The organism is Mesorhizobium sp. M8A.F.Ca.ET.181.01.1.1, assembly GCF_004792025.1.
GTDB lineage: Bacteria > Pseudomonadota > Alphaproteobacteria > Rhizobiales > Rhizobiaceae > Mesorhizobium.
The window spans coordinates 1572565-1585635 of record NZ_SRTV01000001.1 but is presented as its reverse complement, the minus strand read 5'-3'; the positions used below and the strand labels follow the sequence as shown (position 1 = coordinate 1585635).

General features: G+C 61.7%; 14 protein-coding genes. 8 read left to right on the top strand and 6 right to left on the bottom strand.

Features of this window, described 5'->3' with window-relative positions; translation table 11 throughout:
- Positions 1 to 65: 65 nt before the first annotated feature.
- A complete protein-coding gene (locus EN824_RS07880; protein ID WP_135932080.1) occupies positions 66 to 1040 on the bottom strand; it encodes an alpha/beta fold hydrolase in 975 nt (324 codons plus the stop codon).
- Positions 1041 to 1132: 92 nt separating this feature from the next.
- A complete protein-coding gene (locus tag EN824_RS07875; RefSeq protein ID WP_127280474.1) occupies positions 1133 to 1954 on the bottom strand; it encodes an SDR family oxidoreductase in 822 nt (273 codons plus the stop codon).
- A gap of 225 nt (positions 1955 to 2179) precedes the next feature.
- Here EN824_RS07875 and EN824_RS07870 point away from each other — a divergent pair, with 225 nt between their 5' ends.
- From EN824_RS07870 to EN824_RS07845, 6 genes are all read left to right on the top strand, one after another.
- Positions 2180 to 3214, top strand: a complete 1035-nt coding sequence (locus EN824_RS07870) for a cysteine synthase A (RefSeq protein WP_135932079.1) — start codon at positions 2180 to 2182, stop codon at positions 3212 to 3214.
- Entirely contained in the window at positions 3214 to 3957 is a 744-nt protein-coding gene (locus EN824_RS07865) for an alanyl-tRNA editing protein (RefSeq protein WP_127280902.1), read from the top strand. Before EN824_RS07870 ends, EN824_RS07865 begins: the two co-directional genes overlap by 1 nt.
- A gap of 36 nt (positions 3958 to 3993) precedes the next feature.
- Positions 3994 to 4860 (top strand): 3-mercaptopyruvate sulfurtransferase, encoded by an 867-nt coding sequence (gene sseA, locus EN824_RS07860; protein WP_127280901.1) that lies wholly within the window; start codon positions 3994 to 3996, stop codon positions 4858 to 4860.
- Between the two features lie 4 nt (positions 4861 to 4864).
- Positions 4865 to 5428: a GNAT family N-acetyltransferase gene (locus EN824_RS07855; RefSeq protein ID WP_127280900.1), complete on the top strand. Its 564-nt coding sequence runs from the start codon at positions 4865 to 4867 to the stop codon at positions 5426 to 5428.
- Positions 5429 to 5526: 98 nt separating this feature from the next.
- Positions 5527 to 6084 carry an OmpA family protein gene (locus EN824_RS07850; RefSeq protein WP_127869346.1) on the top strand — a complete coding sequence of 186 codons (558 nt, stop codon included), beginning with the start codon at positions 5527 to 5529 and terminating at the stop codon, positions 6082 to 6084.
- A gap of 187 nt (positions 6085 to 6271) precedes the next feature.
- Positions 6272 to 6739: a DUF1203 domain-containing protein gene (locus EN824_RS07845; protein WP_127869345.1), complete on the top strand. Its 468-nt coding sequence runs from the start codon at positions 6272 to 6274 to the stop codon at positions 6737 to 6739.
- 234 nt (positions 6740 to 6973) lie between these two features.
- Here the strand turns inward: EN824_RS07845 and EN824_RS07840 are convergent, their stop codons facing one another.
- Together EN824_RS07840 and ald are read right to left on the bottom strand one after the other, a co-directional pair.
- Entirely contained in the window at positions 6974 to 8278 is a 1305-nt protein-coding gene (locus tag EN824_RS07840) for an outer membrane beta-barrel protein (protein ID WP_127869344.1), read from the bottom strand.
- Positions 8279 to 8493: 215 nt separating this feature from the next.
- A complete protein-coding gene (gene ald / locus EN824_RS07835) occupies positions 8494 to 9609 on the bottom strand; it encodes an alanine dehydrogenase (protein ID WP_019858003.1) in 1116 nt (371 codons plus the stop codon).
- Between the two features lie 156 nt (positions 9610 to 9765).
- Between ald and EN824_RS07830 the strand changes: the two genes are divergently transcribed.
- Entirely contained in the window at positions 9766 to 10239 is a 474-nt protein-coding gene (locus EN824_RS07830) for an Lrp/AsnC family transcriptional regulator (RefSeq protein WP_015317948.1), read from the top strand.
- On the opposite strand, the gene EN824_RS07825 is transcribed toward EN824_RS07830, so the two are convergent.
- Together EN824_RS07825 and EN824_RS07820 are read right to left on the bottom strand one after the other, a co-directional pair.
- Entirely contained in the window at positions 10236 to 10658 is a 423-nt protein-coding gene (locus tag EN824_RS07825) for a hypothetical protein (RefSeq protein ID WP_127280884.1), read from the bottom strand. The two genes, EN824_RS07830 and EN824_RS07825, sit on opposite strands and share 4 nt — an antisense overlap.
- A gap of 196 nt (positions 10659 to 10854) precedes the next feature.
- On the bottom strand, positions 10855 to 11505 hold the full coding sequence (locus EN824_RS07820) for a 5-formyltetrahydrofolate cyclo-ligase (protein ID WP_127280883.1): 651 nt from the start codon (positions 11503 to 11505) through the stop codon (positions 10855 to 10857).
- A 164-nt stretch (positions 11506 to 11669) separates the two neighbouring features.
- Here EN824_RS07820 and EN824_RS07815 point away from each other — a divergent pair, with 164 nt between their 5' ends.
- The gene (locus EN824_RS07815) at positions 11670 to 12935 is read left to right on the top strand and encodes an NAD(P)/FAD-dependent oxidoreductase (RefSeq protein WP_135928752.1); all 1266 of its coding nucleotides are present in this window, start codon (positions 11670 to 11672) and stop codon (positions 12933 to 12935) included.
- The last annotated feature ends 136 nt before the right edge of the window (positions 12936 to 13071 follow it).

Here is a 13071-nt window from a genome sequence, read left to right as displayed (position 1 = left end):
TTGACCGGATAACAAAGAAGAGGGCGGCCGAGGCAATGCTTCGACCGCCCTCTTCTTCTTGAAGCCTATTTCGCCACCGCTTCGATCCAGACGGCAATCCGTTGCGCCAGGAACGCCGTGGTGGATGGCGACAGCGCGTCGCCGGCAATGACATGATTGTCGGGATCGCCGGTGCTTTCCATGGGCACCAGCTCATGCGCGCCGCCCCAGCGCGCGGCGATTTCGCGGGTGCGGTCGGGCCGTACTACCTTGTCGATATCCGAGAAGATGAACAGGGCAGGGATGGTCGCCTTCTCCACAGGCGCGCCATAGGCAAGCTCGGTCAGGGCCTGCATCGGCATCGTCGCGGCGATCGGATATCTGGTGGTCCACAATTTCTCATGCAGCGCATTGCGTGGCACCAAGCTGCGCTCCTTGCCGGCGACGAGTTCGGCGATCTGCTTGCCCCAGGGCATGGTCAGGATCTCGGCGCCGGATGCCGTCACGCCGAAATTGGGCGAGATGAATGCAATGGCCGCCACACCCTCGGATGCCCCGGGCTGCGTCGCCGCCCAGGCCGCCAGCGAGCCGCCGGTCGACGTCGAGATGACGATCACCTTGTCGCCGATTGCCCGGCCGATGGCGATCGCCTCCTCATAGTCGTTGATCCAGGCATTGACGCTGCCTTGCGTCATCGCTTCGCCGTCTTGGCCATGACCGGTGAGGCGGGTGTAGAACAGGTTGGCGTCGAGCTGGTCGGCCACGTCGTCAGGTAGCGGGCGCACCTCGCCCTTCGAGGCGGAAAAGCCGTGGATGTAGACGATCGACAGCGGGGTCTTGGCATGCACCATCGGGTTGGCCCAGACGATCTCCTTTTCCAACCCGTCTCGGATATTGGGTACGGTGGCCTCCACTTTTGCCACATAGGCTTGTGGGTCGTCGCCGATGACGGAAGGATCGAAGCGGATCGTGGTGTCGATCGCTACGCGTGGACCCAGTACGAAGGTCAGTGCAAGGATGGCGACCAGGCCCAGCACAGCAAGCACGATCCGTCGCCCCATCGCAGACTCCACGCAACAATATTCAACCTATGGCGGTGGCCATGGACAGGCAACGGCCGTTCAGGCAGCCATGCCAGCAATCCTGTGGGCATCTATTCGTTGGGCGGTTTGCGCTCGTAATGCAGCGGCCGTGCCTTCCAGCTGGTCGTCAGGATGATCACCCATCGGCATAAAGGCCTTGGCAGCATGCCAAGAATTTTCAGCGGCCAGCTCGTCCGGTAAGGGAACGTCACTTCGAAGCCACCGGACTTGATGCCCCGCACCATGCGGCGGGTCGCGCGGCCGACCGGCATCAGGCCCGGCATCGGCAGCATGTTCTTTTCGGTCAATGGCGTATCGACAAACCCGGGATTGATCACCTGAACGCGGATGTTCATCTTGTCGAAATCATACTTCAGCGACTCGGCCAGGATGTTGATGGCCGCCTTGGTGCCGCCATAGGCGGCCGTGGTCGGCCAGCCAAAATAGGCGGTCACCGAGCCGACCAGAACGACATGGCCGCGCGCGCGCACCCGCATATGCTCGACGACAGGCACCAGCCCATTGATGATGCCGAAATAGTTGACCTCGAAGGAGCGGCGGAAGTCCTTGACGACGAGGGATTCGCCGGGTGTCGAGATGTAATTTCCAGCATTGAATATGGCGAGCACGATCGGTCCGAGGTCCTTCTCGATCGCGGCGACCGTTCTCGCCATGCGCGGCTCGTCGGTGACGTCGCAGGGAAAGGACACGACCTTGCCCGGCATCTGCGCGGTCTCGACGATGAGCGTGTCGATCGGATCGTCGTCCAGCGCTGTCACCGCCACCGCATAGCCTTGTGACGCCAGGTCCCTGGCCAGCGAACGGCCAATGCCGCTGCTGCCGCCCGTGACCCAGGCGACGCCGTGTTTCGGATCGGCCCGATAGAGTGTCATGCTGCGCCCTGCCGAGTTGTTGGTGCCTTGCTCTAGCGGCGAAGAAATCGAATGAAAAGAGTGCTTTTCCACCACAGGTGCAAATGAACTGTGTGATATCGAGCCCGGTCGCGGCAAGGTCGGCACCCGCAGGGCCGGAAATGCGACTGGACCAGACGAATTCTTGCCTTGAAACCGCAGCGTTGGGTTTCTAGGGTTTCGGCGCATGTACACAAGGAATCCTGAATGGCCCGTTCTGTGATCGACGCGATCGGCAACACGCCTCTGATCCGCCTCAACAAAGCTTCCGAGGAAACCGGCTGCGAGATCCTGGGCAAGGCCGAGTTCATGAATCCGGGACAGTCGGTCAAGGATCGCGCCGGCCTGTTCATCATCCGCGACGCCGAACAACGTGGCCTGTTGAAGCCGGGCGGTGTCATCGTCGAGGGGACAGCCGGCAACACCGGCATCGGGCTGACGCTCGTCGCCAAGGCGCTCGGCTACCGCACCGTCATCGTCATCCCGGATACGCAAAGCCAGGAAAAGAAGGATACGATCCGGCTGCTCGGCGCCGAGCTGATCGAAGTGCCGGCCGTGCCCTACAAGAACCCCAACAATTACGTGAAACTGTCGGGACGGCTGGCCGAGCAGATGGCGAGGAGCGAGCCGAACGGCGCCATCTGGGCCAACCAGTTCGACAATGTCGCCAACCGCGATGGCCATATCCGCACCACGGCCGAGGAAATCTGGACCCAGACCGGCGGCAAGGTCGACGGTTTTGTCTCGGCGGTGGGTTCGGGTGGAACGCTGGCCGGTGTCGGGCTCGGATTGAAGGCCAAGAGCAAGAACGTCAAGATTGCGCTCGCCGACCCTCTTGGCGCCGCGCTCTACAGTTTCTACACCAGCGGTGAGCTGAAGTCCGAAGGCAGTTCGATCACCGAGGGCATCGGGCAGGGGCGCATCACCGCCAATCTCGAAGGTTTCACGCCTGACTTCTCCTACCAGATCAAGGACGAGGACGCGCTGCCGATCGTCTTCGACCTGATCCAGGAGGAAGGCCTGTGCGTCGGCGGCTCGACCGGCATCAACATTGCCGGCGCGATGCGGCTGGCCAGGGAATTGGGCCCGGGCCACACCATCGTGACCATCCTTTGCGACTACGGCACGCGCTATCAGTCGAAATTGTTCAACCCTGACTTCCTGCGCGACAAGAAGCTGCCGGTGCCGGGCTGGATGGAACTGCAGAGCAAGATCTCGGTGCCGTTCGAAAAGGTTGCGTGATGGCGCACAAGACGGAAGCGCTGTTTCGCGACGATGCCTATCTCAGGACGGCTGACGCCACGGTCGTCGCCATCAATGAGCGCGGCGGCATCATTCTCGACCGGACGATCTTCTACGCAACCTCGGGCGGGCAGCCGGGCGACACTGGTCATATCGAACGTGCCGATGGCAGCCGCATCGCGATCGCCGCCACGATCACCGGCGAGACCAAGGACGAGATCATCCATGTGCCGGCGTCGGAGCAGGCCATGCTGCGGATCGGTGAGCGCGTGAACCTGCAGATCGACTGGGAGCGCCGGCACCTGCTGATGCGCATGCACGCTGCCTGCCATCTGCTGACAGTCGTCTGTCCATTCCCGATCACCGGGGCGGCGGTCTCCGAGGACGACAGCCGTGTCGATTTCGACATTCCGGACGCCAGCTTCACCAAGGAAGAGGTGACTGCCGGCATGATGGACCTGGTGCAGGCTGATCATCCCATCTTTACCAGGCTGATCAGCGACGGGGAATTGGGCGCCAATCCCGGCCTGGTAAAATCCAAGAATGTCAGACCGCCTGTTGGCACGGGCAAGATCCGTCTCGTCTGCATCGGTGAGAACGCCTCGGTGGACAGCCAGCCCTGCGGCGGTACCCATGTGAAGAGCACCGGCGAGATCGGCGAAATCCACATCGGCAAGATCGAGAAGAAGGGCCGGGAAAACAGGCGCTTCCGCATCCGCTTCGGCCCGATGCCGGTAAATTGAACAGACAGACACCGTCAAAGAGCGGCAGGAGAAAAGATGGCCGAAGACAGCGCTTTCACCGTCGATGCGGACTGGCTGCAGGAGCGGTTGGGCCAGCCGGGCCTGACGATCGTAGACGCCTCCTGGTATCTGCCGGCGCAAAAACGCGACGCGCGCGCCGAGTATGATGCAGCCCATATTCCAGGCGCCCGTTTCCTGGACCAGGATGCCGTTTCGGACCCCGACGCCGCCTTGCCGCATACGCTCGCATCGCCGCAGCATTTTGCTCAGTATGTCGGCGCGATGGGCGTTTCTGCGGATGACACCATCGTCGTCTATGATGGCCCAGGCTTTTTCTCCGCGCCCCGGGCATGGTGGATGTTCCGCGTCATGGGCGTCTTCCAGACCTATATTCTGGACGGCGGCTTCGATGGCTGGAAGGCGTCCGGCCGGCCGATAACGGCCGAACCGACCAAGATCGCGCCAAGTGTCTTTCATGCCGATTTCGACGCTGGTCGCGTCGTCGGCCTAGCCGACATGCGCCGGATCGTCGATACGGGGGCAAGCCAGATTGCCGACGCGCGTGGGGCAGGGCGCTTTACCGGTTCAGAGCCCGAGCCCCGCGTTGGCATCCGCTCCGGCCACATGCCGGGGGCACGCAATATCCCCTATTCGGCGCTTTCCGAAAACGGCAGGCTGCTGCCGAAGGACCGTTTGCGCAAGGTGATTGAGGACGCCGGCATCGACCTGTCGAAGCCCGTTGTCACATCCTGCGGCTCCGGTGTCACGGCCGCGGTGGTCACGCTGGCACTGGAGACGGTTGGCCACACCGACAACAGGCTTTATGACGGCTCATGGACCGAGTGGGGCGGATTGCCCGATACGCCAGTCGTGACCGGCCCAGCCACTACCGGCAAGGAATGAATTGATGGAAAACGGAGTGCTGCAGGACATTGAAGTCACGGTGACTTTTCTCGAAATGCATGCACCTCCGGCCGCCTCGCCACCGGTGCCCTACAACCGCCAGGTCGCACTGCTGAAGACCAGGGACATCCCCTTGCATTTCTACCGCTACCTGATGGACCGGGTGGGGCGCAAATGGCACTGGGTCAATGTTCTGAGGCTGAATGACGATGAGCTGTCGGCCGGAATCCACCGCGAGGATCGCGACATCAGGGTGCTCTATCTCGACGGCTCGCCGGCAGGCTTCTTCGACCTCAAGCCGCATCTGCCTGAGGAAGTCGAGCTCGCCTATTTCGGCATGATGGAACACGCCACCGGGCAAGGCATCGGCCGCTGGTTCCTTGGCTCGGCGATTGCCGCGGCATGGTCGCATGGGCCGAAAAGGGTGACGGTGCAGACCTGCACGCTCGACCACCCCGCAGCCCTGCCGCTCTACCAGAAGCTTGGTTTCAAGCCGGTCGCGCAGAAGAAGGAAATCGTGCATCCCCTGCCTTTCGCCGAGCGCTCGGCAAGCGTCATGCGGCCGTAACTCCAGCCGGAATCTGAACCTTCCGTTCATCGGCGCTTCAGCCTGTCTTTGGCATGTTGCCCGCATTGCCAATGCGGCCGAGGCCGAAGGAGAAAGACATGCTGACCCGACGTACTCTTGCCGCCGCGCTGATTGCGGCGATTGCCATGCCGAGCCTTGCCGCTGCCCAGGCGACGACGCCCTCGGCCGCGACGATCGAGCGAAAGCTCGAGGCGGCACCCCGGGTCAAGCTGCGGCCGAACGAGCGCGTCACCATCCGTGAATTCAAGCGCCGGCCGGACCTGCGCCGCATGGCGCGCTCGATCGATATCCAGTCGATCAATTTCGCCTTTGGCTCCGCGGCGATTTCCAGTTCGCAGTATAACAAGATCGATAACATCGCCGATGCGCTGCGCCGCATCCTGCGTCGCGACCCCGGCGCGCGTGTGCTCATCGAGGGTCATACCGACGCTGTCGGATCGTTTCAGTCGAATCAGGTTCTTTCCGAACAGCGCGCCGCTTCGCTGAAGCGCACGCTGGTGCGTGAATTCGGCGTGCCCGGTTATGCATTGGAGACTGTCGGTTACGGCGAGGAATTCCTGCTGGTGCCGACTCAGAGCGAGAACTGGCAGAATCGCCGGGTGACATTGCGCCGCTTCGACGATTTCATCCGCTGAACGCAGGCGCCGATTCAAACTGATTAGCCGGCTTATATTGTCCCGGCTGGCAATATCGGCGCTTATCCCATTTGGTCTCGGGCCCGATTTGCCGACCGCAGGTCGGCCCTCGACTCTTGGCAGGAATCGGGTGGGAAGCATCGAAGGGGAAGCATAATTTCCGCTCAACCACACCGGAGATCATGCGATGACCATCCAGTTCAAAGCTCTGCCGACCGAAGATGTGCAAGCGCTGCAGGGGGGTGGGCCAGACGCCTATGGCAACACGCCCGAGCGCCAGGTTTCCGACGGTGACGGCATGCCTTGCCGGCATTGTTTGAAGAACATCGCCGCCGGCGATGACTACCTCGTCCTGGCCTACCGGCCGTTCCCGCAGCTTCAGCCTTATGCCGAGACGGGCCCCATCTTCCTGCACGCGCAGGAATGCGAACGCGCTGTTGAGGCGGAGATCATTCCCGAGATACTGGAAAGCGCCGACTATATCGTGCGCGGCTACGGCAAGGACGACCGCATTGTCTATGGCAGCGGCGGCGTCATCCCAACCGACGCTATAGTAGCGCGGGCGGAAACCCTGTTTGAGCGTGAAGACATTGCCTATGTGCATGTCCGCTCGGCGCGCAACAATTGCTACCAATGCCGGATCGAGCGCGCGTGAGGGCCAGGGATTGGCGATAGAAAGCTTCTGTCGCACTGCTGTCGCACGAACGCGCTAGAAAGCCATTGTCGATCGATTGGCCGACCGCGGATGAACCGGCGGCAATCTCGATATCGAGGAAGCGGGGCTTTGGCTCCGCTTTTTTGTTGCCCAGATTTCACCGCGCCATATCTCAAGCAACGAAAAAGCCCGCCGGCAACGCCGGCGGGCTTTTTGTAGGTTTGCCTGGAGGGCTTAGTTGAACTTGTACTTCGCGCCGATACGCACGGTATGGAAGGACGACGTAGAGGTAATGGAGTCGTCAGGCAGCCCCACCTCGGATGAGAAATCTTTCTTGGCGAATTGCGAGTAGCGATACTCAACACCCAAGGTAACATTGCTGGATATTGCCGTTTCCAGACCACCACCAACAGAGAAACCGCTGGAGCCCCAATCGAGGATGTCGCCGACCGGGTCCGAAGCGTTCAAGTCGAAATGCTGCCAACTGTAGCCAGCCAGCGCGTAGGCGAGGGTCGATTCATTCATTTTCATGCCGGCGCGGCCAAGCACATCGAAACCGTAGTCGGTATCGACATTGATCGATCCGCCGCCGAGGTCCAGCTTCGAGGTCATGCCGGAATAGCGGGCGTCCACCATGATGCCAGCGACCCAGCTGCCGAAGTCGTGGTCATAGCCGACATTCAGCTCGCCAAGCACGCCTTCACCGCCGAGGCCGTTGAACTTCGCGCCGCCAAGCGGTGGGATTTCGATCTGGTGCACCGACGCACCCGCGCCCAAACCGCCACCGATATAGAAGCCGGACCAGTTATAGGCGGGCGTTTCAAACGAAGTGGCGGCACCGTTCTGCGCCCCGAAGCGATAGCTGGCGGCAACCTGGAATGTGTGCCGCGACGTATCGAGATTGAGAAGGCCATCCGGAGCCCCGATAAGGCCGGCCTCGGAAAGGAGATCGTCCTTGGTGCCGAAGCGTGTATAGCGATACTCGGTCTTGATCGTCCAATTGCTGTTAATGGCCGTTTCGAGACCACCACCGACGAAATATCCGCTCTGGTCCCAATCGAAACCAAAGCCGGCGTTGGAATCAAGCTTGTACTTCTGCCAGGAATAGCCGCCCAGCACGTAGCCCAGCGTGTTCGGGGTAAGCAGATACCCTACGCGCAGACCAGCGTCGAAACCGTATGTCTCCTGGATCGAGGCGTTGAAACCACCGGCGTCGAGCTTGGTTTTGATGTCGCCGGCATGGACGTCCAGCAATCCGCCGAGTAGGAAGCGGGGCGAGACCATGTAGTCGTAGCCAGCGGTAAGTTCGCCGTAAACGCCTTCACCGCCAATGCCATTCAATGACAAGGGAGCAAAATCGCTGCTCAACTTATGGACGTTGGCTCCGGCGCCTACGCCGAAGCCGACATAAACGCCGCTCCAGTTAAAACCGGATGCCTCTACCGGCTGCACGACGTCGGCCGCATGAGCCGCCGACATCAAAGCCACGACAGAAACCGCGCCGAGAAGAATAGATTTCGCAGTAATGCGAACAAACATAGCCCGTACCCCTAATGAATAAACCCGGGGTGTTCCTAGCAGGGAGTCGGCCAATACAGGTATGACAAAAATGCAACAGCGGGAGGCTAAGTGCCCTTACGGCACACGCTTCGATGGATCCCCTGGGAAGCAGGTTTGGAGCATCATTGCCAAAAGAAAAAGCCCGCCGGAGCGAACCGGCGGGCAAAAGTGTAAGTTGACTTTTTCTGGGTGTATCAGGCCGCGAGCACGGCTTTCGGCTCGACCAGTTCGTAGCCGAGCGCTTCGGCGACCGCGCGGTTGGTGATCTTGCCTTTGTGGACGTTGAGGCCGTTGCGCAAATGATGGTCGTCGACCAGCGCCTTCAGGCCCTTGTCGGCGAGCTGCAGGCCGTAATGCAGCGTTGCGTTGTTCAGCGCATGGGCCGAAGTGACCGGCACAGCGCCTGGCATGTTGGCGACGCAGTAGTGGATAACGCCGTCGACTTCGTAAGTCGGCTCGGCGTGGGTGGTCGCATGAGAGGTCTCGAAGCAGCCGCCCTGGTCGATGGCGACATCGACCAGCACCGAGCCCTTCTTCATGCCGGACAGCATTTCACGGGTGACCAGCTTAGGCGCGGCCGCGCCCGGGATGAGCACGGCGCCGACGACGATGTCGGCCGAGAAGCATTCTTCCTCGAGCGCCTCGACGGTCGAGTAACGGGTGTGGACCCGGCCGGCGAAGAGGTCATCGAGCTGGCGCAGACGCGGGATCGAGCGGTCGATGATGGTGACATCGGCGCCAAGGCCGGCGGCCATGCGGGCCGCATGCAGGCCTACGACGCCGCCGCCGAGCACGGTGACCTTGCCTGGCAGCACGCCGGGCACGCCGCCAAGCAGCACGCCGCGGCCGCCATTGGCCTTCTGCAGCGCCGTGGCGCCGGCCTGGATCGACAGGCGACCCGCGACTTCCGACATCGGCGCCAGCAGCGGCAGCCCGCCACGATCGTCGGTCACGGTTTCATAGGCGATCGCCGTGACGCCCGAAGCGAGCAGGCCCTTGGTCTGCTCCGGATCCGGGGCCAGGTGGAGATAGGTGTACAGGATCTGGCCTTCGCGCAATTGCACCCACTCATTGGGCTGCGGCTCCTTGACCTTGACGATCATGTCCGACTTGGCGAACACGTCGGCGGCGGTCTTGGCGATGGTGGCGCCTGCAGCACGATAGGCGTTGTCGTCGGCGCCGATACCGGCACCGGCACCAGCCTCGACCAGCACTTCGTGGCCGTGGGCCACATATTCGCGGACCGAACCCGGCGTAAGGCCGACACGGTATTCGTGGTTCTTGATTTCCTTGGGGCAGCCGACGCGCATTTTCTTCTCCTGATCCGGGCCCTTTTGGGCTCACTCCCTGATTGTCGGAGTGAACCATGAATCGGCTCGCAAGTGTTTGCGAATGCGCTTGCGCGAACAGGAGGGTTTCGATAATCGTTGCGCGAAATAGCAGTATATTCGCAGGATTCACGAAGAATGCCGCTCGACAGGATTGATATCGCCATTCTGGAGACATTGCAGAAGGATGGCCGGATGCCGAATGCGGCCCTTGCCGAAAAGGTCGGCCTGTCGCAATCGGCCTGTTCGCGCCGGCTTGATAATCTGGAAAAATCCGGAACCATCCGCGGCTACCACGCCCGGTTGTCCAATGCGGCCCTTGGCCATCAGATGACGGCGATCGTCCACATATCCCTCTCCGGCCAGTTCGAGAAGACGCTGTCGGATTTCGAGGCGGCGATCAAACGCTGTCCGAACGTGCTGTCGTGCCACCTGATGTCGGGCGAGTACGACTATATCCTGCGGATCGCGGCCAAGGATCTCGTCGACTACGAGCGCATCCACAAGGAATGGCTGTCGGCGATGCCGCATGTAACGAAGATCAATTCGTCCTTCGCCTTACGTGAAATCGTCGACCGGACGGCCATGGGGCTAAAGCCGGAAATGGCTTAACGCCAAAGGCACACCCGGACGTCCTTCCCAATATAGCATGCGCCTTCGCGGTGAAGGTCTTCCCAACGTTCATCACCGTGAGTCGCGCGAATATCCGAGTTACCATAGCCGTCCCAAATATCGCCGTCCTTGTAGACGGCTGCCCAGTAATCCTCGGACATTTCACCAGCCCCACTATGCGTGTCAGGATAGTCGATACCCGCGAAAACTTGCCGGGGTCCCTGGATATTGAAATCGCCGCCCTTCTCGATTTGATAGGAGCATTTTCCGGATATGCGGGTCTGACCGTCAACAACAAGCAGGCAACGGCCCCATTTGTAACCGCTCGGCAAACGATGTCGTTGCGCGAGCGCGGGCGAAAAGGAAACAGCGATTGCAACGGCAGCCGCCATGGTACGCCCGATCATCTTGTCACCCATCGTGAAGCAGCCACTGTGAGGAGCGACCGGACAGTGTTGGTTCCCCAGGGCGCATGTCTAGGCAATCCTCCGCGGCACCGTGCTTTGAAAATCAGATTATTTATCGACCAAGTCGGATTTTTGTCACGTGACATTTGCGCTGCTTCCGCGCGGGGTAACCAGAAATCCGACCGGTCTCATTGGACCAAACAGGCTCTTACGCCTCCGTCACGATCCGATCCATCGGGATGTCGTGAGGTTGCGGATAGATGGTCGCGATGCGCTGCAATTCGTAGCCAACGCCGATGACCAGCGGCTTGAACGGCATGGCGGCCAGCGTGCGGTCGAAGAAGCCGCCGCCATAGCCCAGCCGATAGCTTGCCGGATCGATGCCGACAATGGGCGAGATGACGATGTCCGGCAGTACCGGATCGCCTTCGGCCGGGATCGGGATGTTCCAGACGCCTTTTTCCAACCGGTCGCCCGGTTTGTAGGCGCGGAAGATCAACGGTTGACCCTTTTCGACGACGATGGGCAGCGCGGTGCGGCCATCGCGTTCGTTGATAGACGCCATCCATGGCCGTAAATCCGGCTCGCCCCGAAACGGCCAGTAAAGGCTGACCATCCGGCCCGCTATGTCACCGATGATCGTGTCGAGGCCTTCCGCGATGCGCCGCGACATTGCGGTTCGGGCATCGGCGGAAACGGCAAGGCGCGCCGCGATCAGGCGTTCACGCTCGGCCTTTCGCCAGCGTCTCACGTCGGTCCAGTCGCTGAGTGGTGCCTGGAACGCGGGATCGAGTTCATGCATGAAGCAGGGCGGCGAAGAATACTGCGCCGGTCCTTCGTCCTCATGATCGTTGGTCATGCCTCACCTCATCTCGTGTTCGATGACGCTATACCTCGCGATACGATACAACATGTGCGTTCACGACATGGAACGACGAGTCTCGGGCACTGTCCTGCCATTGTTGCATTGCACAAAAACACCTACATCCAGGGCAGGCAATCTTGCCCATCAGGGGTGATGAAATGAGCGATGCCAGACATCATCTCGTCGTCGTCGGCGCCGGGTTCGGCGGCCTCGAATTCACCCGCGCGCTGGCTGGCGCGCCGGTGCGCATCACCATGATCGACAAGCGCAACCATCATCTGTTCCAGCCGCTGCTCTATCAGGTGGCAACCACGGCGCTGGCGACCTCGGAGGTGGCCTGGCCGATCCGCCATCTCCTGCGCAAGCGCAAGGATGTGACCACGCTGCTGGCCAATGTCACAGGAGTAGACCGGACCGGCAAACGTGTTGTGCTCGATGATGGCAGCGCCGTCGCCTACGACACGCTGGTGCTCGCCACCGGCGCGCGGCACGCCTATTTCGGCCATGACGAATGGGAGCCTTTCGCGCCGGGCCTGAAGACGCTGGAGGACGCCACCACCATTCGGCGCCGCATCCTTCTGGCCTTCGAGCAGGCGGAACGGGAACCCGACCCTGCCAGGCGCCAGGCGCTGCTGACCATTGCCATCGTCGGCGGCGGGCCGACCGGCGTCGAACTTGCCGGAACCATTGCCGAACTGGCGCATGACACGCTGCGCGGCGAATTCCGCAACATCGACACGCGCCAGACGCGCGTGGTGCTGATCGAGGCCGGCGACAGCATCCTGGCCAATTTCGCGCCGAAGCTCTCCAATTATGCCGGGAAGGCGCTGGAGCGGCTTGGTGTTGTGGTCGAGCTTGGCCGGGCCGTTACGCGCTGCGATGCCGAAGGCGTGGTTTTTGGCGATACCGTTCTGCCGGCCCGCACGATCCTGTGGGCAGCCGGCGTTGCCGCTTCGCCCGCCGCTGAATGGCTGGGCGCGAACGCGGACCGGGCCGGCAGGGTATTGGTCGAGCCTGATCTCAGCGTGCCCGGCAGCCCGGAGATTTTTGTCATCGGCGACGCCGCCCTTGTGCTGCGGCCCGACGGGCGGCCGGTGCCCGGCGTGGCGCCTTCCGCCAAGCAGGAGGGCCGCCATGTTGCCGCGACCGTCAGGGCCAGGCTTGCCGGCGACACGGGGCCGCGGCCTTTCCACTACAAGCATGCCGGTGATCTGGCGACGATCGGCAAGCGCGCCGCCGCGATCGATTTCGGCTGGATCAAGCTGACCGGCTGGCTCGCCTGGTGGCTGTGGGGCATTGCGCATATCTATTTCCTGATCGGTTTCCGCAACCGGCTTGCCGTTTCGCTGAGCTGGCTATGGATCTATGTCACGGGCCAGCGCAGCGCCCGGCTGATTACCCAGGGCGACGACGACAAGACCTGACTTTCTTCACCGAGCCTTTCATCCGGCCGTCATCTGTTGCTGATGGATTGGCGTGCCGATGCGCGCGACTTCTTGAGTGGACTTGAGCCGATTTCAGCGCGAAGTTCGCTTCGGGGCAGGGGCATGTCAGGTCGTC